Raw genomic sequence first — 22,773 nt, 5'->3', positions numbered from 1 at the left:
AATCGGTGCTCGAACACACCGATCCGAATTTGTTGTTGGTGTTGAAGGTCTTACCCGCGATCGTCGTGATCCTGGCCGCGTCGGCGTTGTGCGGCAGGCTCGCGATGATGATCGGGCAGCCGAGGGTGCTCGGCGAGATGGTGGCGGGCGTCCTGCTCGGGCCCACGTTCCTCGGCGCCTGGTTCCCAGGCGTGCAGCAGGCGTTGTTCCCGGCAGACGTCAAGCCGATCCTGTATGTGCTGAGCACCATCGGCCTGACGGTGTTCATGTTCCTCGTCGGCGCCGGACTCGACCACGGCTCCAAGGAGAAGGGCGAGGGCGGCAAGGCGGCCGTACTCGCGATCTCGGGGATCCTGCCGTCATTGCTGCTCGGTGCCGGCGTTGCCGTGCTGTTGCACGACAAGCTGTCCCTGCCCAACGTCAACATGTTCCAGTTCGCGTTGTTCATCGGCGGTGCGCTGTCGATCACCGCGTTCCCGATGCTGGCGCGGATCCTGTACGAGCGCGGGCTGCAGAACACGAAGATCGGCAGGCTGACCCTGTTCGCCGCGTCCATCGACGACGCCGCGGCGTGGTGCTTCCTCGCTGTTCTGTCCGCGCTGCACGCCAACGCGGGCATCGGCAGCGCCATGGTGACGATCGGGCTGGCCGCCGCGTTCGTGGTGGTCATGTTGTTCGGCGTGCGGCGGCTGCTGCGTCCGCTCGGCGACCAGGTCGAACGGAACGGCAGGTTCGGTTTCGACCAGATGTACATCGTCGTCGGTGTGGTGCTGCTCGCCGGGTTCTGCACCGACTACATCGGCATCTACTCGGTGTTCGGCGGCTTCATCGCCGGGCTCGCCATGCCTCGCAACAAGGCGTTCCGCGATGCGTTGCACGGCAAGATGATGGACGTGGTGTGCGTTCTGCTGCTGCCCATCTTCTTCACGTTGTCCGGCCTCAACACTCAGCTGAACGGCCTGGCCAGCGCCGCACTGCTGGTCCCGTTCGCGCTGATCCTGATCGCCGGGTTCGCCGGCAAGTACTTCGGCTGCGCGCTCTCCATGCGTGCTGTCGGGTTCGGATGGCGCGAATCGTTCGCCGTCGGCGGGCTGATGAACGCCCGCGGGCTGATGATCCTCATCTTCATCAACATCGGCTTGGCCCAGAAGATGATCACCCAGGAAGTGTTCTCCATGCTCGTCCTGGTCGCGGTGATCACCACGGCGGCCGCAGTGCCGCTCTACCGATGGGCGCTGCCCACCAGGGTCGAGCAGCAGATGGTGTTCCTCCCACCGGAGCGGGAGAAAGTCCCGGCCTAGACGAGAGCGCTGAGCGCGGCCTTGACGGTCGCGTTCAGCGCTTTCTCGTCGGCACCCGCGCGAGAACGCAGGTTCACCCCGTAAGCGAGCATGGCGAGCATGTCCGCGGCTTGCCCGGCGGAGATGCGCAGTTGCTGTTCGCGTTCGAGAGCAATGTGCAACGCCTTGCTCAGCTGGTCGTGATGTTCGCGCAGCACGGCGCTGATGTCCGCGTCGTCGTTCTCGCCGTTCGCATGCCCGTTCGCGACCATGCAACCCCATCTGGCGTGCGCGCCTGAGCATCGCGTCGTGATGAGGCCCGCGAAGAAGTCCTCGATCGCGGCCAAGCCGCGATCGTCGGCGATCAGCCGAGCGAAGATCGGTTGTGAGCGCTCGTGCACGTACCGGCGCAGCGCCGCGAGGTAGAGTTCGCGCTTGCCACCGAACGTCGAGTACAAGCTCGACCGGTTGAGCCCGGTCGCCGTCACGATGTCCTGGATACCGGTCGACGCCGCACCTCGCCGCCAGAACAACGCCATCACCTCGTCGAGCACGGCGTCCGGGTCGAAGTGCTTCACGTCGGGCATCGTCGCCACCCCAAAGCTAACTTGAACCAACCGTTCCAAGTTAGCCCTTTCTGCGTGCGCACGCAACCACCGTCCAGGATCATCCACAAAACCCGGCTCGCAGTCTGTCCGGGCCCACGCTCACAACATGATTCCTGCACTCTGGACCATGGCCTACGGCGAACGAGGCAATGCGCTGACCAGGGGCGTCGCCAGGCTCGCCGTCCGCACGACCGAGTTCCTGCGCGCCCTCTCACGCTGCGGCCACGACACCTTCACGATCCTGTGAAGGTGTTTGCCGTCAGCGGTTCGTAACAACTGGTGGGCCGGTGGTGCGGCAGGATCGGCCCCATGTTCGGAATCCGTGTGGTGGCAGGGGCGTTTGTCGTGGTCGCGGCTCTGACCGCTTGTGGTGGTCCGGTGAGTTCACCCGGCCCCGCCTCAACATCGCCGGCCACGACTTCATCGAGCGCTGCCGTGCAACCGAGCGGCACGTCCGCGGTCGCGGCGCCGGAGCAGCTGAAGTTCACCGCGAAGACGGTCGACGGCAAGGACATCTCCGGCGCGGATCTGGCCGGGAAGCCGGTCGTGCTGTGGTTTTGGGCGCCGTGGTGTCCCAAGTGTCAGCGGGAGGCGCCTGGCATGGCCGCGGCTGCCGAGAAACACGGCGAGAAGGTGACGTTCCTGGGGGTCGCGGCACTGGACCAGGTGCCCGCGATGCAGCAGTTCGTGCAGCGGTACGGCCTGCAGTCGTTCCAGCACGTCGCCGACGTGGACAGCTCGGTCTGGAAGAGGTTCGGCGTGACCGCTCAGCCCGCCTACGCGTTCATCGGCACCTCTGGCCAGGTCGAGCTCGTGACCAGCCAGCTGTCCGAACAGGACCTCGCGCAACGGCTGAGCCGGCTGGCATGACGGAGACGTTGCTGGTGGCCGTGGTGGCCGGGATGGTCGCCACGGTCAACCCGTGCGGCTTCGCGATGCTGCCCGCCTATCTGGCGCTGGTCGTCGCGGGTGCGAGCGAGCAGTCGCGGGCGCGCTTGCTGACCCGTGCCGTGGTGTCGAGCGCGATGATGACGCTCGGGTTCGTCGCCGTGTTCGGCGCGTTCGGCTTGGTGTTCTCCGTGGTCGCGTCGTCGGTGCAGCGCTACCTGCCTTTCGTGACGGTGGTGATCGGGCTCGCGCTCGTGGTGCTCGGCGTGCTGCTGTTGATGGGGCGGGAGATCACGCTGCTGATGCCGAAGCCGGCCAGGGGAGCACCGAACCGGCATGTCGGCTCGATGTTCGGTTACGGCGTCGCCTACGCGATCGCGTCGCTGTCGTGCACCATCGGCCCGTTTCTGGCCGTCACCGGATCAACGTTGCGCAGTGGTGACGTCGTAGAGGGCCTCACGGCGTTCCTCGCCTACGCGGCGGGCATGGGCTTGGTCGTCACGGTGCTCGCGATCGCCACCGCGCTGGCGAGCGACGTGGTGACGCGCAAGGCTCGTTCGCTGCTGCCCCATGTGTCCCGGCTCGGCGGCGTGCTGCTGGTGCTCGTCGGGGCGTACGTGACGTACTACGGGATCTACGAACTGCGGCTGTTCCTCGGCGATGCCGATCCCGCGGATCCGGTCGTCGACGGCGCCGGACGGTTGCAGGGACTGCTCGTCGACTGGTTCACGTCGATCGGTCCGCTGCCGTTCGTCATCGTGCTGGCAGCGCTGGTGCTGGGTGGCGTCCTGCTGGTCCGGCGGCGCGGCAAGGTGCGGTGACCTGGCGACGGTCACCAGCACGAGCGAGTTGTCAGGAGCGCATGACCGAGTCGAGCAGGTTGTTATCTCGAATACCGCTGCGCGTACCAGGTCGGTGGCTCGCCGAACATGCTCTTGAAGTCGCGGATGAAGTGGCCCTGGTCGGCGTAGCCGAGGTCCGCCGCCAGCGCGGCCCAGTCGATCGCCCCGCCGGCGGCCATGCGTGCGGTCACCTCGTGCAGGCGGTAGCGGCGGATCACCCACTTGGGCCCGATGCCGACGTACTCCGCGAACAGCCGTTGCAGCCCCCGCACGCTCAGCCCCAGCTCGCCGGCGAGGCGTTCGACCCTGGTCACGGCCTTGTCCTCGGCGATCAGCGCGACCGCGGCCACCGCCTGACGCACCTGCGGGTCGTCGTCCGGCAGGTGTTTCAGCAGGAACGCATCCACGGTCGGCACGTCGAGCGTCGTGGGCAGGTCAGGGCCGAACACCTCGGTCGCCGGGATGACGCGGTCGGTGATCGTCGAGACGGAGGCACCGAGGAACGGGCGGAAGCAGCCCGGCCGGAACGCGACGCCGAAGACGTGGTCGCGGCCCTCGAGGACCTTGAGCTGGTAGCCGCTGCGCACGCCGTTGACGTCCGCGCGGCCGCGGCCGAACGACAGGTGCACGTTCGGGTACGGCACGATCTTCTGCCGGTAGGGCTCGGCGTAGTCCCAGCGAGCCTCCCAGTACCGCTCGACCCATGGCGCGAGCGCCGGCGACGGGTCGTGGAACGCGTGGCGCTGATACCTGGTCCACGCACTCCCCAGCTCACGAACGTCCCGCCCCACACAGCAGAGTGTATGTCGCCTTTGTCCAATACCCTTCCGGCCCGCGCCGCCTAGCGTCGCCGCCATGTCACACCTGTCCAACGCGGCTGAGGCCATGACCGCGGTCGCCCGCACCATCACCGACGACCAGCTCGCCAACAAGACTCCGTGCACCGAGTACGACGTGCGGGCACTGGTCAACCACCTCCTGTTCTGGGGCCCGTCGCTCGCCGGCGCCGGCCGCAAGGAGTCCGTTGCGCAGCCGGCGGCCGCCGAGTCCGATGTGGACCTGGCGGTCGGCGACTGGCGCGGCAGCCTGCTCGCCCTGCTGGACGACATCACGTCGTCGTGGGCGCCGCCGAGCGCCTGGGAGGGCGAGACGAGCATGGGCACGCCGCACATGCTGCCCGCGCCCGTCATGGGCGACATGATCGTCGGCGAACTGGCACTGCACGGCTGGGACCTGGCGGTCGCGACCGGGCAGCGGCTGGAACTACCGGCCGACCTGCTGGTGCATCTGCACGACACGGTGTTCGCCGGCGTGGAGCAGGGCCGGGAGATGGGCATGTACGGACCGGAAGTCGCGGTGCCGGCCGACGCGCCCACCTTGGACCGCATCCTTGGCCTGACCGGCCGTGATCCCGCCTGGACGTAGTCTCCAGTCAGCGATGCCGGCCACATCTGGGGCGAGCTGAGGAGACAAGCCAAGAAAGTGCAGGATCACGCACTACGCCTCCCAGGTCGACATCGACGCGATGGCCGGCAAGGAGAACGCGGCCCACCAGGCGTGGACGTCCGAGCACTGGCTGGGCGCCCGCAGGAGCCAAGTTCGACCTTGCGCTTGTCGAAGTGCTCGTCGAACTCGGTCTGTTCCTCGCTGGTGGCGTCGAGGTAACCCGTTCGTCACACGCGGGCGATGAACTTGATCTCCACCAGCTGTTCCGGGAACGCGAGCCCGTTCGTGCCGACGAGCGTGCTCGCGACCTGCGGGTCGGGCCTGCCGTACGCCTCCTTGCGCACCTTGCCCGCGACGGCGAACGCCGCAGGGATGTCCAGCACGTAGACCACCTCCTCGACGACGTTGTCGAGCGTGGCGCCGAACCGTTCGAGCAGCTTCGCGGCGTTGACGTAGGTCTGCCGCATCTGCGCTTCCATCTGCTCGAAGCTCGTCGCCCTGCCGTTCTCGACAGGGGCCGGCGCGACGAGGTCCGCGCCGTCGTGCGACAACTGCCCGGAGATGTAGATGGTGTCACCGTGCTTGAGCGCCTGCACGTAGCCGTAGGCGGATTCCCAAGGCACGTCGTGGTTGTGCGTTTCCATGCCGCTGAGCCTTGCGAAGGTCGCGTGTGGACACGATCCGTGTTGGTGCCGGAAACCGCAAGGATCGTGACACCTGGCGTACGGTCGGGTGCGTGCTGACCGTCGCGATTCTCGCGCTGCCCGACGTGTACCCGCTCGACCTCAGCATCCCGGCCCACGTGCTCGGGACACAGCCCGGCTACGCCGTCGAGGTCGTGCGCGAGCTCAAGCCGGCCGACGTCGTCGTGGTGCCGGGCTACGAGAACCCGGAGACCGCGCCCGCCGCCGAGCATCTCGACGCCCTGCGCGAGGCGCACGCTCGCGGCTCCCGGATCACCGCCATCTGCACCGGCACGTTCGCGCTCGCGTTCGCCGGGTTGCTCGACGGCCGTGACGCCACCACGCACTGGCGCTACCTCGAACTGTTGCGCGCGCTGCGGCCGTCGGTGAAGGTGCTGGAGAACCGGCTCTTCGTCGAGGACGGCACGTTGCTCACGTCGGCGGGCGGTGGGGCAGGCATCGACGCGTGCCTGCACTTGATCCGCACCGACTTCGGCGCCGCCGCTGCGCATGAGGCCGGCCGTGAGGTCGTGGCGTCTCCTGCCCGTGACGGCGCCGAACCGCAGTACATCGACGTGTTGAGCCCGATGCGTGCGGACCTGACCGCGGTGCGGTCGTGGGCGATGGCGCACCTCGGCGAGGCGATCACGGTCGACCAGCTCGCGATGCGGAGCAACCTGGGGCGGCGGACGTTCATCCGGCACTTCGAACGGGAGACCGGGTACTCGCCGATGAGGTGGGTGACGATGCAGCGGGTGCTGAGCGCGCGGCGGCTGCTGGAGACCTCGGACTGGCCGGTGGACCGGATCGCCGCCGCCACCGGTTTCGGCACGGGGTCGAACTTCCGGTCGGTGTTCCGTCGTGAGGTGGGCGCGACGCCGAGCGGGTACCGCAAGGCGTACCTGGGGACTCTGGGCGAGGCGATGAGCGGGGCATAGGCGGGGGAGCGGGAGCTGACCACCCGATCGTCCCGAACCTCTACCCGGCCAGACAACTCGCGATCCCCGCCGCCGGATGGGGAAGGCGTCGTGTCCGGCGCCTGGGCGCGGACCTGCTTGCCCTGCGGCAGGACCTGCCGGCTTGCCTGGATGCCTTCAGCTGGCCGATGCCACGAGAGACCAGGCGGCCCGTACATCTACTTGTGTGTATATATGCCGTTGTGTATGTTCGTGTCGTGGTCAACTACGTGCAACAGCGCATGACGGCGATCGCGGAGCCGAACCGGTTCCGGATCGTCGAGTTGCTCAGGGGCGGCCCGCGGTCGGTGGGGGAGATCGTGGGCGCGCTGGGGCTCGGCCAGCCGCAGGTGTCTCGGCACCTGCGGCTGCTCGCCGAGGCGGGCGTGGTCGAGGCGACCAAGAAGGCCCAGCAGCGGATCTACCGGCTGCACCCCGAAGCGATGCGCGAGCTGAGCGACTGGGCAGCCGGTTTCGCCGAGCTGTGGTCGGCCCGGATGGACCGCCTCGATGCCTTCCTCGACGACGACACGAGCCAGCAGGGAGTGTGAACATGCCGGACGGCATCGCGATCGACCGGTCGCGCAACACCATTCACATCAGCCGCACCTACACCGCGGGTCTCGACCGGGTGTGGTGGGCCTGGACCGACGCCGAGGCGATCAGTCGTTGGTGGGGTCCCGAGGGCTGGGTCGCGACCGTGTACGAGATGGACGTGCGCCCAGGCGGGCGATGGCGGTTCCGGATCGCGCCGGTGGACGAATCGGCCGACCCGGTCCGCATCATCGCCACTTACGGCACGGTCGTACCCCGTGCGGAACTGTCCTATGAGGACAGCTTCGCCGACGAGGCGTGGGAAGCCGATGGCACGGGGATCTTCCCGACCACGGTCACCTTCGCCGCGTCCGGCACTGGCTGCACCGTCGAGGTGGCAGCGACCTTTCCCGACGGTGCCGCCTTGCAGCGGGCCGTCGAACTCCAGATGGCCGGCGGCTACGCCGAAGCGCTCGACCGGCTCGCCGGCCTGCTCGAACCACTTTCGAACGAAGGAGAAACGATCATGTCCACGATCACTTCCGCCGACGGCACCACGATCGCCTACGAGAAGACCGGTTCCGGTCCCGCGGTCGTCGTGATCAGCAACGTCGCCGAGGACCGCACCGGAGTCGCCGGTCTGGCCAAGGCGTTGTCCGCGCACTTCACCGTGCTCACCTTCGACCGCCGCGGGCGCGGCGCCAGCGGTGACCCGCAGCCCTACGACCCGGCCCGCGAGATCGAGGACATCGCCGCGCTGGTCGAGGTCCTGGGCGGTTCGGCGGCCCTGATGAGCGGTTCCGGTGGCTCCGGGCTGACTCTCGACGCGGCCAGCGCCCTGGGAGACAAGGTGACCGGGCTCTACCTCTACGAGCCGCCGCTGATCGTCGACGACTCCCGGCCCCCGGCGCCCACCGATTACGTCGAGCACTTGGAAGCGTTGGTCGCGGCGGGCAAACGCAGCGAGGCCGTCGAGTACTTCATGACCGAGATGATCCGCGTGCCGGCCGAGTACATCCCGGCGATGAAACAGGATCCGTCCTGGGACGAGATGGCCAAGTACGCCCACACCTATGCCTACGACGGCCGCATCCTTCAGGGGTTGCAGGACGGCAAACCGCTGCCCACCGATCGCTGGTCGATCGAGGCGCCGATCGCGGTGGCCGTCGGCGGCAACGGCGAGGAGTTCATCCGCAAGGGCGCGGAGGCACTGGCCTCGATCCTGCCCGACGTCACCGTGCTGACGCTGGCCGACCACGACCACTCGGCGTTCTGGACGGCGCCAGAACCGGTCGCCGAGCAGGCACGCGCGTACCTTCTGGGCTGAGGTGCTCCCCGGCGGCACCGTTCATCGAGGGCCGCTTCGCCGTCCGCGACGGAGCCGATCCCGTCGACGAGCTGATGTACTGGACCAATGCGTGACTGGGTGTCCAATATGGACTACCGGCACCGTCCTCAATGGACTTTCTGGGGCATTCTGGGGACATTTGACGTCGGGGCCTAATGTGACCCTATCGGTGCTGAACAGGCAAAACATGCCGATGGGGCCGCCTTCGGAAGATCCCGAAAACGGCCCCATCGTGACCCGTCAGGTCTGGTCGGTCCACCACTTCTGGCCAGCCGCACCGAGGGTGGAGATCGGGTCGTAGTAGGGGTAGCGACGGTCGAGCGCCTCCGGGTCCTCGAGCTCGATCCCGGTGCGGTAGTTCTTCGTCCAGTAGGAAATGCCCAGCTCACGGTCGTATTCGGCGAGCTGGTGCACCCACCGCTTGCCCACGTACGGCACGTCGCACACGATCCGCGGCGTCGCGTACCCAGGCAGATAGCCCATGATCGCGTGCTGAAGTTCCTGGGCTTCCCACACGGACACCCGCCAGTGCTCCGCGTTGGGGATCATGTCGCACATGTAGAAGTAGTACGGCAGGATGTTCGCTTCCCCTTGCAGCGCAAAGCAAAGGTCCAGCAGGTCGTCCGACGTGGCGTTGACGCCCTTCATCAGCACGCCCTGGTTGCGCACGTCCCGGACGCCGACTTCAAGAGCGGTCCGGGCGGCCTCGGCGACGAGAGGCGTCACGGACTGGGCGTGGTTCACGTGGGTGTGGATCGCCAGGTTGACGCCGCGGCGTGAGGCGGTGCGGGCGACGCGTTCCAGGCCTTCGACTACGCGTGGCTGGAGCCAGTGCTGGGGGAGGCCGGCCAGGGCTTTGGTGGCCAGGCGGACGTCGCGGACGGTTTCGATGTCCAGCAGGCGCATGAGGAACGACTCGAGTTGTGGCCACGGCACGTTTGCCACGTCGCCGCCGGAGACCACCACGTCGCGTACGCCGGGGGTTTTCTTGAGGTACTCGATCATCTGGTCTTGGCGGTCGACCGGCTTCAGGGAGAGCTTGTGCTTGTCGATCAGCGGCGTCGAGTTGCCGACCAGGTCCATGCGGGTGCAGTGGCCGCAGTACTGCGGGCAGGTCGACACCATCTCGGCCAGCACCTTGGTCGGGTAGCGGTGGGTCAACCCCTCGACGACCCACATCTCGGCCTCGTGCAGCGAGTCGCGCTGGGAGTGCGGGTGCGACGGCCAGTGCGGGTCGCGGTCGGAGCGCACCGGGACCATGTAGCGGCGGACCGGGTCGGCCAGGAAGGCGTCGGTGAACTCCGACGGCGTGAGGCCGGCGTCCACCGCCATGGTGTTGAGCATCTGCGGCGGGAGCAGCATCGACATCGTCGCGAAGGTTTCCTGGTCGGCGGCCAGGTCGTCGTAGAACTTGTCGGTCAGCAGGTCGCCGGTGACCTTGCGGAGCTGCTTGACGTTCTTCACGCAGTTCACGCGCTGCCACTGGGCGTCACGCCACTGCGACTCGGTCACGTGGGACCAGCCGGGGAAGCGCCGCCAGTCGGGTTCGACCAGCTCACGGCGCACGTACGTGTAGGGCTGTCGGCCCAGCCGCTCCAGCGCCGTGGGGGCGTCGTGCAGCGCAGTCATCCGTACTCCTCAGCGTCGAGGTCGCGTGAAGATATCCTGTCATACCGCTAGCGTGCCGTAAATATTTCAGCTCAAGGCCTGGTCGACGGCGGGTCGGGAGCAATTTCGGGACCTCGCGCGTTGAGGGGGTATGCCTGTTTTCGCGCTGGTGCTGCTCGGGGTGTTCGCCGAGATCGCGGTCATGGTCGCCGTCGGCAACGCCATCGGCGGGCTGTGGACGATCGCGTTGTTGCTGGCCGGCACGTTGGTCGGCCTGTCGCTGGTGCGCAGGCAGGGGGCGCAGACGATGGCCGCGTTCTCCGAGGCCGTGTTGAGGCGTCAGCAGCCGCATCAGGAGATGGCCGACGGCGTGCTGATCGCGGCGGCCGGTGCGTTGATCATGGTGCCGGGCTTCATCAGCGACGTCGCGGCGCTGTTCCTGCTGTTCCCGCCGACGCGCAGGCTCGTGAGCCGCCGGATCGCGCGGAAGGCGGAGGCGGCGGCGTTGAAGTTCGAGCACGAACGGCGCTTCGGCGCTGGTCAGGTCGTCGAGGGCGAAGTGGTCGACGTCGAGACCGAGCCGGTGATCATCGCGGAACGGCGCGAGCTGCGGTGATCCGCGCGTACCGGCCCGCTGACCTGGACGCGCTGTACGACATCTGCCTGGACACCGGCAACGGTGGCCTGGGCGCACGTCACCTGTTCGACGATCCGCGCCTGATGGGGCACGCGTACGTCGGCCCGTACGTGGCGTTCGAGCCTGACCTGGCGTTCGTGGTGGAGGACGACCTCGGGGTGTGCGGTTACGCGATCGCGGCGCCCGACAGCGTGGCGTTCGAAGATCGTTGTGACCGTGACTGGTGGCCTGACCTGCGCCTGCGGTATCCGCTGACGCCTGGTGCCAACCGGGTCGTGCAGCAGATCCACAAGCCGGCGAAGGTCGATCCGTTGCTGACGCTCGACTATCCCGCGCACATGCACACCAACCTGCTGCCACGCGCCAAGGGCAAGGGATTCGGCGGCACTCTCGTACGCACTGTGCTCGAACGTCTCGAGAAGGGCGTTCATGTGCACGTGCGGCACCACAACACACACGCGATCGGTTTCTGGGAACACCTCGGGTTCCGCGTGATCGACTCGGCTGACAAGCTCGTCCTGGGCTTGCGCCTCTGACCCCGCGAGGAGGTCACGAGTGTCAGGCGAGGAGGTCTTTCAGCAGCAGGTCGAAGTCGAGGACCTCACGCCCGGCCGGCACCACCGCGTAGGTGGACTCCAGGAACCGGTGCAACTCGTCGAACGACAGGTGGAACACCGCGTGCGAGTCCTCGGTGAAGAGCTCCAGCACCAGCACGTCCCCGTGGTGCGGCCGCAGCCGCACGTCCCCCAGGCCCGCCGGCGACAGCAGCCCGTCGGACAGCAGCTCCCGCCCGACCAGCCAGGTCGACTCCTGGTCTCTGGTGTGAAACCGCAGCGTGACGGCGTGCGGATCGTCTGAGCGGTAGTGGAGGTCGACGTTCATCGGCTCGACGGTGCCGTCCGGCCGAATGAACTCAACGACGGTGGCGGTGCCGATCCGCGTCTCGTTGAACATCGCCGTTCCTCCTCTTCGAGGGCGTTGATGTCCACACGGATGCTGTTCGAGGTCGGTTCAACGCTCCGGCGAAGAAATCTCGGCGACCCGCGCGGACTCAGGTGCAGGGGCCGGGGCCGGCCGGGGTGACCTGGTCAGAGCACCAGCCCAGCTCTCCGGATGCGGCGACGTTCTGGGTCTCCTGGCTCGCGAACGGCAGGAGGGCGAGTGCGGCGGCGGCCAGTGCGGCGATGAGGATCTTCATGACACGGTCACGTTCGAACCGCCGCGGAGGTTGCCTCGATCTTCGCGCTGGGTACCTGAACACTCATGACCGTTTACGGCATCCATGCGTCCCATGAGCAGATTCACCCCACCGCCCTGCTCGACGCCGTGCGCAGGGCCGAGGAGGCCGGGTTCACCGCGGCGATGAGCTCCGACCACTTCTCACCGTGGAGTGCGCGCCAGGGCCAGTCCGGGTACGCTTGGTCGTGGCTGGGCGCGGCGCTGCAGGCCACGAGCCTGCCGTTCGGCGTGGTCACCGCCCCCGGCCAGCGCTACCACCCGGCGATCACCGCCCAGGCCGTCGGCACGCTCGCCTCGATGTACCCGGGCCGGTTCTGGGCCGCGCTCGGCACCGGCGAGGCGAGCAACGAGCACATCACCGGCGACGGCTGGCCGCGCAAGGACGTCCGCACGGCCCGGCTGCGGGAGTGCGTCGACGTGATCCGCGCGCTGCTCGCGGGCGAGGAGGTCAGCCACGACGGCCTGGTCCGCGTGGACCGCGCCCGGTTGTGGACGCTGCCGGACGAGGCGCCGCTGCTGATCGGTGCCGCCGTCAGCCCGGCCACCGCCCGTTGGTGCGCGGAGTGGGCCGACGGGTTGATCACGGTCAGCGCGCCGCCTGACCGATTGCGGGAGGTCGCGGACGCCTACCGGGACGCGGGCGGGCGGGGCAAGCTTCACCTGCAGGTACACCTGAGCTGGGCCTCCGACGACGAGACCGCGCTCGCGATCGCGCACGAACAGTGGCGATCCAACGTGTTCCGTCCACCCGTGTGCTGGGACCTGGAACTGGCCGAGCACTTCGACGTCGTCGCCGAACACGTCACGCCAGAAGAGGTCGCACAGGTCGTTGACGCTTCGGCTGACCTCAAGTGGCACATCGAGCAGTTGCACCAGTACGCGTCGTTGGGCTTCGAGGAGATCTACCTGCACCACGTGGGTCAGGACCTGATGCCGTTCATCGACGCGTTCGGTGAGCACGTCCTGCCGGAGGTGACGAAGTGATCCGCACGTCTGACGTCTGGTGGAAGAACGCCGTTCTCTATTGCCTGGACGTGGAGACCTTCTCCTCCGACGGCTTCCGCGGCGCCACCGAACGCATCGACCACCTGCACGCCCTAGGCGTCACGTGTGTGTGGTTGATGCCTTTCTACCCGACACCCGAACGCGACGACGGCTACGACATCATCGACTTCTACTCCGTCGACCCGCGCCTGGGTTCGCTGGGCGACTTCGTGGAGTTCGTGCGCGCGGCCCGCGACCGGGGTATGCGCGTGATCGCGGACCTCGTCGTCAACCACACCTCCGATCAGCACCCGTGGTTCCACGATCCGGAGAAGCGCGAGTGGTACGTCTGGGCCGACGAGCCGCAGCAGGACGGACCGCAGGGGATCACGTTCCCGGACAAGGAGAACAGCCTCTGGGAGTACTCGGAGGAGGTGGGCAGGTACTACCTGCACCGCTTCTACAAGCACCAGCCCGACCTCAACGTGTCCAACCCCGAGGTGCGCGACGAGATCGCCCGGATCATGGGCTTCTGGATGGAACTGGGTCTGAGCGGCTTCCGTGTGGACGCCGTGCCGTTCTTGTTGGAGCACAACGACTCGATGGACGCCCTCTCGCTGCCGAACCCGCACGACTACCTCACCGACTTGCGCGCGTTCCTCAACCGCCGCAACGGCGAAGGAGTGCTCCTGGGCGAGGTGAACCTGCCGTACAAGGACACGATGGCGTTCTACGGCCAGGGCGTGGGCGATGAGCTGACGATGTGCTTCGACTTCGTTGGCATGCAGGCGATGTACCTCGCGCTGGCGCGGAAGTCGACGGGTCCGTTGGTCAAGGCGTTGCAGGAACGCCCGCAGCCGCCACGCGACGGCCACTGGGCGACGTTCGTGCGCAACCACGACGAGCTGACCCTGGACAAGCTGCCCACGGACGAACGCCAGGAGGTCTTCGACGCTTTCGGCCCGGAGAAGTCGATGCAGCTCTACGGCCGAGGCCTGCGCCGGCGGCTTCCGTCGATGCTGGGCGGCGACCAGCGCCGCATCCGGATGGTCTACAGCCTGCTGTTCACGCTGCCGGGCACGCCGGTGCTGTTCTACGGCGAGGAAGTCGGCCTGGTCGAGGACCTGTCGCTGGAGGGCAGGCTGGCGGTGCGCGTGCCGATGGACTGGGAGGCGGCGGCGAAGCAGCGGCACGATCCGGACTCGCTGCTGGTGTGGATGCGGCGGCTGATCGAGCTCTACCGGGAGTGCCCGGAGCTGGCGTGGGGCGATTTCCAGGTGCTCGACGTGGGCGACCCGAGCGTGTTCGCCCATCGTGCGGACTGCGATGGCGGCGCGGTGATCGCCGTGCACAACTTCGCCGACCAGGAGGTCACCGTGAGGGTTCCTGCCGAGGGGGTGCTCGACGACCTGCTGACGGGCGGCCGGGTGAAGCCCGCGAAGATCGGGGCCAAGGTCGACCTCGCGCCCTACGACTGCCGCTGGTTCCGTTTGGTCACGTAGCGAATCCCGGCCGGCGGGCGACTAACGAGCATGCCGGTGCCCGACACGCCCGCCTCGACCGACGAACTCGGATTCGACCGTTTCGCTGTCCCGCTCGCACGGACGATCGCCGCCACCGACCGCTCCACGACACCATGGACCATCGGCGTCTACGGCGAGTGGGGCAGCGGCAAGACGACGTTCCTGCGGCTGGTCGAGAAGGCGTTGCTGCCGTCCGGCGTGCGCCCGATCTGGTTCAACGCGTGGAAGTACGCCCGCGACGACAACCTCTGGGCCGCGCTGATCGAGAAGATCGTGGTGGAGGCCCGCCGCTCGGTGCCCTGGTACCGCGTGCCGGACGTGCGGCTGCGGATCTGGCTGCGGTCGATCGACTTCGGCGCGGGCTTCTTCGAGCTGTTCCGCAAGCTGCTCGCGATCGGCTTCAAGATCGCGATGCTGAGCGCGTTGATCCTGATGGCGTTGAGCCTGGTGCCGGTCGCCGGCAACCCGATCGCGGGCTGGCTCGTCGGCAGCCCGCTGCTCGCCGAGCCGTGGATCCGGGTGCTGATCGGGGTCGTGGCGGCTTTCGGCACCAAGCCGGAGGCGTTGCTGAAGCTGTTCGACGTGAAGCTGGGCGCCGACCTGGGCGCGTTCCGGCGGCGTCGGGCGCATCGCTCGCAGACCGCGCTGCTGGACGACTTCACCGCCGAGTTTCAGGGTGTGCTGAAGGTCGTGTACCGCAAGAAGCCGCTGGTGGTGATCATCGACGACCTGGACCGGTGCCTGCCGGAACAGACGCTGCAGATCATCGAGACGGTCAAGCTCTTCCTCGACGAACCCGGCTGCGTCTTCCTGCTCGCGGTCGACCGGGAGGTCATCGAGCACGCGATCCGGGTGAAGTACAAGGACCTGCCGTCGGTCGGTGAGCTGGGGGAGACGTTCTTCGAGAAGATCGTGCAGCTGCCGTACTCGCTGCCGTCGCCCGCCGAAGGGCTCGTCGAGTCCTACATCCGCACCATCTCGTCCGATCCGGATGTGCTGGCGTGTCTGCCGATCCTGCGCGGCACCACTCCGTACAACCCGCGGCGGATCAAGCGCAGCGTGCAGGCCTTCACGCTGCTCAAGGAGTTGTCCGCGGACCTCGAACCGGTGCCGTCGGTGCTCGCCAAGCTGGTGGTGATCCAGGCGCAGTTCCGGCAGGTCTACCGCGCCGCCGTCAACGACCACTCGCTGCTCGCCCGGCTGGAGCAGGCCTATCGGGCGCCGGACGACGACGCTGACGCGGTGCTGAAGGCGCAGGTGGAGCGGTTCTCGGAGCTGTATCCGGGGCTCGGAGCGTTGTTCTGCCTGGGGAACGACTACGTGGACACCTTCTCCTCGGTGTCGGTCGAGGCCTACCTGCTGATTGTCGACACGGTGGCGGTGGCCGAGGAACCCGCACCCGAACCCTCGCAGAGATCCGCTCGGCGCTTGATCGTCGTCAGTTGCCTGCGCCAGGACCAGGATTGGGCCGGCCGAATCCAGCAACTGCTGCGCGGTGCGGGCGAGCAGGTCGTGATCGCCTTGGTCGAGGACGGCCATCCCCTGGACGACGGGTTCGTCATCGGCGTGTGGACGTGGGCGTCTACCGGCTCTGATGAGGCGGAACGTCGGTGGGCGGCCGCCGTGGCGAACGGGATACCGTTCTTGGCTGTGCGCGTGGAGAACGCGCTGGGGTCCCGTTTTCTGAACGGACAGGAGTCGCTGAACCTCGTGTCAATGGACGATGACGAGTTCGCCACGACAGTTCTGGCGCGATTCGGCTACTCGTTCCCACGCACCTGGGCAACAGATGATCCGCGTCCGTCGTACCGTCCTCAGGCCAACAACCTCCCGCGCCTTCCCGACGACCTCGTACGGCGCGACGACCTCGTACGGCGCGACGACCGGCCGGACGTATCGCCGCGAGCGCCCATCACCGTCCTGGTCGGTCCGCCGGGCAGCGGCAAGACGATGCAGGCGCTGCGTTATGCGAGGGACCGTCGCTCCGGCTTCAGCGTCGTCTGGCTGATTCGCGCCGAGACCTACCACGACGACATGGACAGCCTCGCGAGGAGTCTCTCCGTCGGGATAACAGCCCTCTCCGACCGGCTCGACTCCGCGGGCCGCGTGCTGCTGATCTACGACGGGTTCGACAACGTGCACCTCGCAGCGGAGTTGCCGCGGCTGAGCGCGGGATTGATCATGGTCACCACGCACAACCGTGACTGGGCTGAGCACGGCGAGGTGGTCGAGGTCGACCCGTTCACCAGGAGTCAGTCGGTGAGATATCTGGATCGGTCGGACGCAGACTCGCTGGCGGAGCAGCTCGGAGATCTGCCACTGGCGCTTGCCTGCGCCAAGCGTCAACTGCTGGAACACGGTATGTCGGTGCAGGAGTACCTGCGCATGCTCGACGAGAACGGCACGTCCTTCGTCACCGCTGGTGCGTTGTCCTTGAGCGGAGCGCTGACCAGTGCGATCAGACAGGTCGATGACGAGCCGCGAGCGCTGCTGATCGCCCTGTGCCTTCTCGGTCAGTCGACGTTGCCTCATGAGCTGCGGTCCGATCACGCTGTCGCCGCGCTGATCCGGGCATCACTGGTGGACTTCGCGCCTGGAGGTTTGGTGGTGAACGCGGTCGTCCGCCGGTTCGCGGCGGAGCAGCAGATCGACTGGCGGGTGCTCGAACACATCCATCTCCACGTGGACGCGCTGATCAGGCACGTAGCGCCGGTGCAGGCCGTTGAACTGCTGCGAAAGCTGGCGTCGGCCTGGAGTTCCGCCGGTGACGCCGATCGGGCACAGGACTACCTCGTCCGTGCTCGGTCGCTCGACTCCAGCGGCGGATGAGGGCGCGGATCGCCGAGCGATACTTGCGGGATCTTATCGCTTCACGTGAAGATATTGTCGAGACAGCGTCGTCGACCGAAGGATTTTCAGGTGAGCGCGTACGGACTGCACCGCGTCCTCGAGCCCAGCGGTGTCCTGCCGCAGCAGGCGTGGCGGCTGGACGCGGAACCCGTCCCCGCCGCCGACGAGGTGATCGTCGCGGTCGAGCGGCTCAACCTGGACGCGGCGTCGTTCCGGCAGCTCAGGGAGCAGCACGGCAGCGGTGACGCGGTCCGGCAGGCCGTGCTGGACATCGTGGCCGAGCGCGGCAAGATGCAGAACCCGGTCACCGGATCTGGCGGCATGTTGCTCGGCACGGTGCTGGAGGTCGGGCCGTCGTCGCCGCTCGGGCTGAAGGCGGGCGACCGGATCGCGACGCTGGTCAGCCTCACGCTGACGCCGCTGAGGATCAACGACGGCCTGCAGGACTGGACCGGCGAGGACGAGCAGGTGCCGTGCCGGGGGACCGCGGTGCTGTTCGGACGGTCGATCGCGGCCGTGCTGCCGTCCGACATGTCCAACGAGCTGGCGCTTTCTGTTCTGGACGTGTGTGGTGCACCGGCGCTGACCGACCGTGTGGTGCGGAAGCATCCTGGTGGGTCTGTCCTGGTGCTCGGCGGTGGTGGTAAGTCGGGCTCGCTCTCTCTCGCGGCCGCACGTCAGGCTGGTGCGTCGCGCCTCGTCGCGTTGGTGCCGACCGAGCGTGAGGCTGCACAGGTGCGTGCGGCCGGTCTCGCGGATGAGGTCGTGATCGCGGATGCGCGCAACCCGGTGGCGGTCGCCGAGGCGGTTGGTAAGCAGGTCGACGTCACGGTCGTGTGTGTGGACGTGCCGGGGTGCGAGCACGGCGCCATCCTTGCGACCGGCGACGGCGGGACCGTGATCTTCTTCTCCATGGCGACCTCGTTCAGCGCCGCCGCGTTGGGGGCGGAGGGTCTCGCGGCCGACGTCGAGATGCTGGTCGGCAACGGGTATGTGCCTGGTCACGCCGAGTTCGCGCTGGACCTCGTCCGGACGCAGCCGGGTGTGCGGGCGCTGTTCGAGCAACGGCAGACTGCGTGACGTGAGTACGCAACTTTTGGTCGGCGGCCGCATCTACGCACCGGATGCGACGGCCATGGCCGTCACGGACGGCGTCGTCGTGTGGATCGGACAGGACTCGGTAGGCCGTGCGCTGCACCCCGACGCCACGGTCGTGGAGCTGCACGGTGCCTTCGTCGCGCCCGCGTTCGTCGACGCCCACGTCCACGCCACTTCGGCCGGCCTGCTGCTGACCGGCCTCGACCTGACCAGGACGTCCTCTGTGGACGCCCTGCTGGACCAGGTCCGCAACGCGCCCGGCCCGCTCGTGTGGGGTCACGGCTGGGACGAGACGCGCTGGCCGGAGAACCGTCCGCCCACGCGCGCGGAGATCGACGAGGCCGCGGCGGGCAAGACGGTCTACCTGTCGCGCATCGACGTGCACTCGGCGCTCGTCTCGTCGAACCTGATCATCGACGAAACCCGCACAGCCGACGGCTTCTCCGCCGACGGTCCTCTCTCGCGCGCCGCCCACCACCACGTGCGCGGCACCGCGAAAGCAGCCATCACGCCCGCACAACGCAACGCTGCCCAACGCGCGTTTTTGGCGCACGCTGCGTCGATGGGCATCGCGTCCGTGCACGAGTGCGCGGGCCCGGACATCTCCGGCGAGGACGACCTGCGCGAACTTCTCGCTCTCGGCGAAGGCCCCGAGGTGGTGGCCTACTGGGGCGCGCACGACCTGCCCGGCGTCGAGGTCCGCGGCCTCGCCGGTGATCACTTCGTCGACGGCGCGATCGGCTCCCGCACCGCGGCGCTGGTCGAGCCCTACGCCGACGCGGACACGTCCGGCGCGCTCTACCTGGACGGCCAGCAGGTCGCCGACCACCTGATCAAGTGCGCCGAGCTGGGCGTGCAGGCGGGCTTCCACGTCATCGGCGACGCCGGCATGGCCGCCGTGATCGAGGGGTTCTCCATCGCCGAAAAGGCCCTCGGCACGCCTGAACTCGCGTCCGCCCGCCACCGCCTCGAACACGTCGAGATGGTGTCCGCCGAGCAGGCCCAGCAACTGGCCGGGTGGGGCGTCGTCGCCTCTGTGCAGCCTCTTTTCGACGCCGAGTGGGGCGGACCGGCCGGAATGTACGTTCAGCGCCTCGGCGCGGAACGCGGAGTGGGGCTGAATCCCTTTTCACGTCTCGCCGCGGCCGGCGTGGTTCTGGCGTTCGGCTCGGACACCCCGGTGACCGCGATCGACCCGTGGGCGGCCGTCACCGCTGCGGTGCACCACAAGACTGAGGGCCACGGGATTTCTCCTCGCGCTGCCTTCACGGCTCACACGCGTGGTGGGTGGCGTGCGGCAGGGGTTGATGACGGCCTGACCGGCACCCTTCAGCCTGGTGCGCCCGCGACGTACGCGGTGTGGGAGACCGGCGAGCTCGTGGTGGCCGGGAGCGACTCGCGGGTGCAGCGCTGGTCCACCGACCCGCGCTCTGGTGTGCCTGGACTGCCGGATCTGACCGGCCCTGCGCCTGTGTGCGTGCGGACCGTGCTGAACGGCCGGACGATCTACGAAAGGAAGTGACTCATGGCGTTGCTCGACCTCGACCCCAAGGTCGTCGCCACCGCGCGCGAACTCGCGGCGCGGGCGGCCGAACCGGTGGTGTCCATCGCGAAGGCGCACACCACCGTTGCCGTCGAGCGCGCCACACTTCGCCTGGCCGGCATCACCGGCGCGGACTCCACGCACCGCGCCGGTGACGTCCCGTGGGTCAACCGCGTGATCGACACGGTGCGTGAGCAGTGCGGCCTCGAACACGGCGTGGTGCTGCCGGCGTTCCACGCGCTCAAGCAGCACAACCTCGCGAGCCTCACCGAACTCGCGGAAGCCACCGCGGCCGGGCAGATCCAGTTCTCAATCCCTACTGGCAGGGACCTAAACACCACTAAGAAGGCTGCCACGTCCGCTGTTGCCAAGGGGCTCAAGACGGTCGACCGCAACCGGGCCCAGCGCGACAAGCTGGTCCACAAGCTCGGCGACCCCGCCCAGCGGCCGTGGATCTACCTGATCGTCGCGACCGGCGACATCGACGAGGACGTCGTCCAGGCGCAGAACGCGGCGCGGGCGGGTGCCGACATCATCGCGGTGATCCGGTCGACCGGGCAGTCGCTCCTCGACTACGTGCCGGAAGGCGCCACGCACCACGGGTTCGCGGGCACGTACGCCACGCAGGAGAACTTCCGGATCATGCGGGCGGCGCTCGACGACGTGTCGAAGGAGGTCGGCCGGTACGTGCGGCTGACCAACTACGCGTCCGGGTTGTGCATGCCCGAAATCGCTGTGCTGGCGGGGCTTCAGCGGCTCGACATGATGTTGAACGACTCGATGTACGGCATCCTGTTCCGCGACATCAACCCGATCCGCACGTTCGTCGACCAGCGCTTCAGCCGCCAGGTCCACGCACGTGCCGGCATCATCATCAACACCGGTGAGGACAACTACCTCACCACCGCGGACGCCGTCGACGCCGCGCACACCGTCACCGTTTCCCAGTTGCTCAACGAGCACTTCGCCCACGAGGCGGGACTGCCCGACCACCTGCTGGGCCTCGGCCACGCCTTCGAGATCAATCCGAAGGTGCCCGACTCGTTCCGGCTCGAACTCGCGCACGCGTTGCTGGCGCGCGAACTCTTCCCGGACGCGCCGCTGAAGTGGATGCCGCCGACCAAGCACATGACCGGCGACGTGTTCAACGGCTATCTGCTGGACGGGTTCTTCAACCTCGCGGGTGTCCTGACAGGACAGTCCATTCTGCTCGTCGGCATGATGACGGAAGCCGTCGTGACGCCGTTCCTGTCCGACCGCGACCTCGCGCTGCAGAACGTCCGGTACGTGCTCAACGCGGCGGGCAGCCTCGCGGAGGACTTCCGGCCCTCGCCGGACGGGCTCATCGTCAAGCGCGCGCACCAGGTGCTCGGCGAGGCCGTGGACCTCCTCGAACGCATCGTCGACGACGGTCTGCTCAACGCCATCGCGGACGGCACGTTCGGCCTGATGAAGCGCCCCGCCGACAAGGGCAAGGGCGCGGACGGCGTGATCGAGAAGGCCGAGACGTACTTCAACCCCGCGAGCGAGATGCTGGAGGCAGCGCGGTGACCGAGTCCAAGAGGTATGTGCGGCCCTACGGCGACACCACCGGCGACGGCATGATCCAGACGTCGTTCACGCTGCCGATTCCCTTCGGCCCCAAGGCGGACGGCGCGGCGCAGCAGCTCGCGAACAAGATGGGCATGGATCCCGCGATGGTGGTCCACTCGAACCCCATCGGCGACGACTTCACGTTCTTCGTGGTCTACGGCTCGGTGAAGCACCTCGTGGACCTCGACGAGGTGAAGGTCGTCGAGCGCGAATACCCGTTGCTGAGCCCGGCCGAGGTCAACACCACGCTGAAGAAGGTGTTGCGGCGCAAGCTCGTTGTCGTCGGTGGCTGCATCGGCACCGACGCGCACACGGTCGGCATCGACGCGATCCTCAACATCAAGGGCTTCGCCGGCGAGAAGGGCCTGGAGTACTACCGCGAGCTGAAGGTCGTGAACCTCGGCGCGCAGGTGTCGGTGCCCGAACTGGTGCGGTCCGCCCGCGCGGAGAAGGCCGACGCCGTGCTGATCTCCCAGGTCGTGACCCAGCGGGACGCGCACATCCTGAACACGCAGGAGATGTCCGCGGCGTTCCGCGAGGCGATGGGGGACAGGCGGCCGCTGCTGGTCGCGGGCGGCCCGCGGTTCGACCCGTTGATGGCGGGCGAGCTGGGGGTTGATCGAGTGTTCAGCCGGGGTACCACCCCGGGCGAGGTCGCGAGCTACCTGGTGCACGCGATGCAGGAGAAAAAGGGGGTCGCCGCGTGAGCGGGGCTTTGGTCGAAGGCTTTTCGGTGACGCACCGGCGGTACGTTCCGCACTCGCACGCGCACTACGGCGGCAACCTGGTCGACGGTGCCTACGGGCTCGGCATGTTCGGTGACGTCGCCACCGAGCTGCTGATCCACACGGACTCCGACGAGGGGCTCTTCGCCGGCTACAGCTCCGTCGAGTTCGCGGCGCCGATCCAGGCCGGTGACGTCGTGGAGGCCACGGCGACGTTGGTGCGCATCGGAAAGCGGTCGCGTGAGATCGAGTTCGAGGCACGCGTGGTGTGCCGCTCGGCGCCCGAACGCGGTCCTTCGGCGGCCGACGTACTGGCTGAGCCGATCGTCGTAACGCGCGCCCGCGGCACGGTCGTCGCTCCGAAAGCCGCCGAATAACAACAGAATTC

General features: G+C 67.9%; 24 protein-coding genes. 18 read left to right on the top strand and 6 right to left on the bottom strand.

The features are described 5' to 3' along the window. Positions 1-38: 38 nt before the first annotated feature. Entirely contained in the window at positions 39-1,301 is a 1,263-nt protein-coding gene (locus SK803_RS20505) for a cation:proton antiporter (protein WP_319967642.1), read from the top strand. Here SK803_RS20505 and SK803_RS20500 read toward each other — a convergent pair. After that, positions 1,298-1,867 carry a TetR/AcrR family transcriptional regulator gene (locus SK803_RS20500; protein WP_319967641.1) on the bottom strand — a complete coding sequence of 190 codons (570 nt, stop codon included), beginning with the start codon at positions 1,865-1,867 and terminating at the stop codon, positions 1,298-1,300. The two genes, SK803_RS20505 and SK803_RS20500, sit on opposite strands and share 4 nt — an antisense overlap. A gap of 127 nt (positions 1,868-1,994) precedes the next feature. On the opposite strand from SK803_RS20500, the gene SK803_RS20495 reads away from it, so the two are divergent. The 3 genes from SK803_RS20495 (at position 1,995) to SK803_RS20485 (ending at position 3,597) form a co-directional block, all read left to right on the top strand. Then, the gene (locus SK803_RS20495) at positions 1,995-2,135 is read left to right on the top strand and encodes a hypothetical protein (RefSeq protein ID WP_319967640.1); all 141 of its coding nucleotides are present in this window, start codon (positions 1,995-1,997) and stop codon (positions 2,133-2,135) included. Positions 2,136-2,197: 62 nt separating this feature from the next. Then, on the top strand, positions 2,198-2,758 hold the full coding sequence (locus SK803_RS20490; RefSeq protein ID WP_319967639.1) for a redoxin domain-containing protein: 561 nt from the start codon (positions 2,198-2,200) through the stop codon (positions 2,756-2,758). Further along, on the top strand, positions 2,755-3,597 hold the full coding sequence (locus tag SK803_RS20485; RefSeq protein ID WP_319967638.1) for a cytochrome c biogenesis CcdA family protein: 843 nt from the start codon (positions 2,755-2,757) through the stop codon (positions 3,595-3,597). The genes SK803_RS20490 and SK803_RS20485 overlap by 4 nt, the downstream gene beginning before the upstream one ends. A gap of 62 nt (positions 3,598-3,659) precedes the next feature. Here the strand turns inward: SK803_RS20485 and SK803_RS20480 are convergent, their stop codons facing one another. After that, positions 3,660-4,409, bottom strand: a complete 750-nt coding sequence (locus tag SK803_RS20480) for a helix-turn-helix domain-containing protein (protein ID WP_319967637.1) — start codon at positions 4,407-4,409, stop codon at positions 3,660-3,662. A gap of 64 nt (positions 4,410-4,473) precedes the next feature. On the opposite strand from SK803_RS20480, the gene SK803_RS20475 reads away from it, so the two are divergent. Then, on the top strand, positions 4,474-5,043 hold the full coding sequence (locus tag SK803_RS20475; RefSeq protein WP_319967636.1) for a TIGR03086 family metal-binding protein: 570 nt from the start codon (positions 4,474-4,476) through the stop codon (positions 5,041-5,043). A gap of 248 nt (positions 5,044-5,291) precedes the next feature. On the opposite strand, the gene SK803_RS20470 is transcribed toward SK803_RS20475, so the two are convergent. Continuing rightward, positions 5,292-5,708 carry a Rid family hydrolase gene (locus SK803_RS20470; protein WP_319967635.1) on the bottom strand — a complete coding sequence of 139 codons (417 nt, stop codon included), beginning with the start codon at positions 5,706-5,708 and terminating at the stop codon, positions 5,292-5,294. Between the two features lie 92 nt (positions 5,709-5,800). On the opposite strand from SK803_RS20470, the gene SK803_RS20465 reads away from it, so the two are divergent. From SK803_RS20465 to SK803_RS20455, 3 genes are all read left to right on the top strand, one after another. Next, a complete protein-coding gene (locus tag SK803_RS20465) occupies positions 5,801-6,685 on the top strand; it encodes a GlxA family transcriptional regulator (protein WP_319967634.1) in 885 nt (294 codons plus the stop codon). A gap of 236 nt (positions 6,686-6,921) precedes the next feature. Continuing rightward, a complete protein-coding gene (locus tag SK803_RS20460) occupies positions 6,922-7,254 on the top strand; it encodes an ArsR/SmtB family transcription factor (protein WP_319967633.1) in 333 nt (110 codons plus the stop codon). Between the two features lie 2 nt (positions 7,255-7,256). After that, a complete protein-coding gene (locus SK803_RS20455; protein ID WP_319967632.1) occupies positions 7,257-8,564 on the top strand; it encodes an alpha/beta fold hydrolase in 1,308 nt (435 codons plus the stop codon). Positions 8,565-8,825: 261 nt separating this feature from the next. On the opposite strand, the gene SK803_RS20450 is transcribed toward SK803_RS20455, so the two are convergent. After that, positions 8,826-10,214, bottom strand: a complete 1,389-nt coding sequence (locus SK803_RS20450; protein ID WP_319967631.1) for a KamA family radical SAM protein — start codon at positions 10,212-10,214, stop codon at positions 8,826-8,828. A gap of 130 nt (positions 10,215-10,344) precedes the next feature. Between SK803_RS20450 and SK803_RS20445 the strand changes: the two genes are divergently transcribed. Together SK803_RS20445 and SK803_RS20440 are read left to right on the top strand one after the other, a co-directional pair. Next, the gene (locus SK803_RS20445) at positions 10,345-10,809 is read left to right on the top strand and encodes an FxsA family protein (protein ID WP_319967630.1); all 465 of its coding nucleotides are present in this window, start codon (positions 10,345-10,347) and stop codon (positions 10,807-10,809) included. Continuing rightward, complete coding sequence (locus tag SK803_RS20440; protein ID WP_319967629.1) at positions 10,806-11,366, top strand: GNAT family N-acetyltransferase; 561 nt, start codon at positions 10,806-10,808, stop codon at positions 11,364-11,366. Before SK803_RS20445 ends, SK803_RS20440 begins: the two co-directional genes overlap by 4 nt. A gap of 22 nt (positions 11,367-11,388) precedes the next feature. On the opposite strand, the gene SK803_RS20435 is transcribed toward SK803_RS20440, so the two are convergent. Both SK803_RS20435 and SK803_RS20430 read right to left on the bottom strand, forming a co-directional pair. Further along, the gene (locus SK803_RS20435; RefSeq protein WP_319967628.1) at positions 11,389-11,784 is read right to left on the bottom strand and encodes an SsgA family sporulation/cell division regulator; all 396 of its coding nucleotides are present in this window, start codon (positions 11,782-11,784) and stop codon (positions 11,389-11,391) included. Positions 11,785-11,881: 97 nt separating this feature from the next. Next, positions 11,882-12,028, bottom strand: coding sequence for a hypothetical protein (locus SK803_RS20430; RefSeq protein WP_319967627.1), 147 nt, complete (start codon positions 12,026-12,028; stop codon positions 11,882-11,884). A gap of 65 nt (positions 12,029-12,093) precedes the next feature. Here SK803_RS20430 and SK803_RS20425 point away from each other — a divergent pair, with 65 nt between their 5' ends. The 8 genes from SK803_RS20425 (at position 12,094) to kal (ending at position 22,762) form a co-directional block, all read left to right on the top strand. Next, on the top strand, positions 12,094-13,053 hold the full coding sequence (locus tag SK803_RS20425; RefSeq protein WP_319967626.1) for a TIGR03885 family FMN-dependent LLM class oxidoreductase: 960 nt from the start codon (positions 12,094-12,096) through the stop codon (positions 13,051-13,053). Next, positions 13,050-14,555 carry an alpha-amylase family protein gene (locus tag SK803_RS20420; protein WP_319967625.1) on the top strand — a complete coding sequence of 502 codons (1,506 nt, stop codon included), beginning with the start codon at positions 13,050-13,052 and terminating at the stop codon, positions 14,553-14,555. Before SK803_RS20425 ends, SK803_RS20420 begins: the two co-directional genes overlap by 4 nt. A gap of 36 nt (positions 14,556-14,591) precedes the next feature. After that, positions 14,592-17,405, top strand: a complete 2,814-nt coding sequence (locus tag SK803_RS20415) for a P-loop NTPase fold protein (protein ID WP_319967624.1) — start codon at positions 14,592-14,594, stop codon at positions 17,403-17,405. Between the two features lie 90 nt (positions 17,406-17,495). Then, a complete protein-coding gene (gene kdd, locus SK803_RS20410) occupies positions 17,496-18,506 on the top strand; it encodes an L-erythro-3,5-diaminohexanoate dehydrogenase (RefSeq protein ID WP_319967623.1) in 1,011 nt (336 codons plus the stop codon). After that, on the top strand, positions 18,499-20,046 hold the full coding sequence (locus SK803_RS20405; RefSeq protein ID WP_319967767.1) for an amidohydrolase: 1,548 nt from the start codon (positions 18,499-18,501) through the stop codon (positions 20,044-20,046). The genes kdd and SK803_RS20405 overlap by 8 nt, the downstream gene beginning before the upstream one ends. A 3-nt stretch (positions 20,047-20,049) precedes the next feature. Then, positions 20,050-21,618 carry a lysine 5,6-aminomutase subunit alpha gene (gene kamD, locus SK803_RS20400; RefSeq protein WP_319967622.1) on the top strand — a complete coding sequence of 523 codons (1,569 nt, stop codon included), beginning with the start codon at positions 20,050-20,052 and terminating at the stop codon, positions 21,616-21,618. Further along, positions 21,615-22,367: a lysine 5,6-aminomutase subunit beta gene (kamE, locus tag SK803_RS20395; protein ID WP_319967621.1), complete on the top strand. Its 753-nt coding sequence runs from the start codon at positions 21,615-21,617 to the stop codon at positions 22,365-22,367. The genes kamD and kamE overlap by 4 nt, the downstream gene beginning before the upstream one ends. Next, entirely contained in the window at positions 22,364-22,762 is a 399-nt protein-coding gene (gene kal / locus SK803_RS20390; protein WP_030470206.1) for a 3-aminobutyryl-CoA ammonia lyase, read from the top strand. Before kamE ends, kal begins: the two co-directional genes overlap by 4 nt. Positions 22,763-22,773 lie beyond the last annotated feature (11 nt).

It is taken from the genome of Lentzea miocenica (assembly GCF_033949945.1).
Classification (GTDB): domain Bacteria; phylum Actinomycetota; class Actinomycetes; order Mycobacteriales; family Pseudonocardiaceae; genus Lentzea; species Lentzea miocenica.
This window is presented reverse-complemented; position numbering and strand designations above follow the sequence as displayed.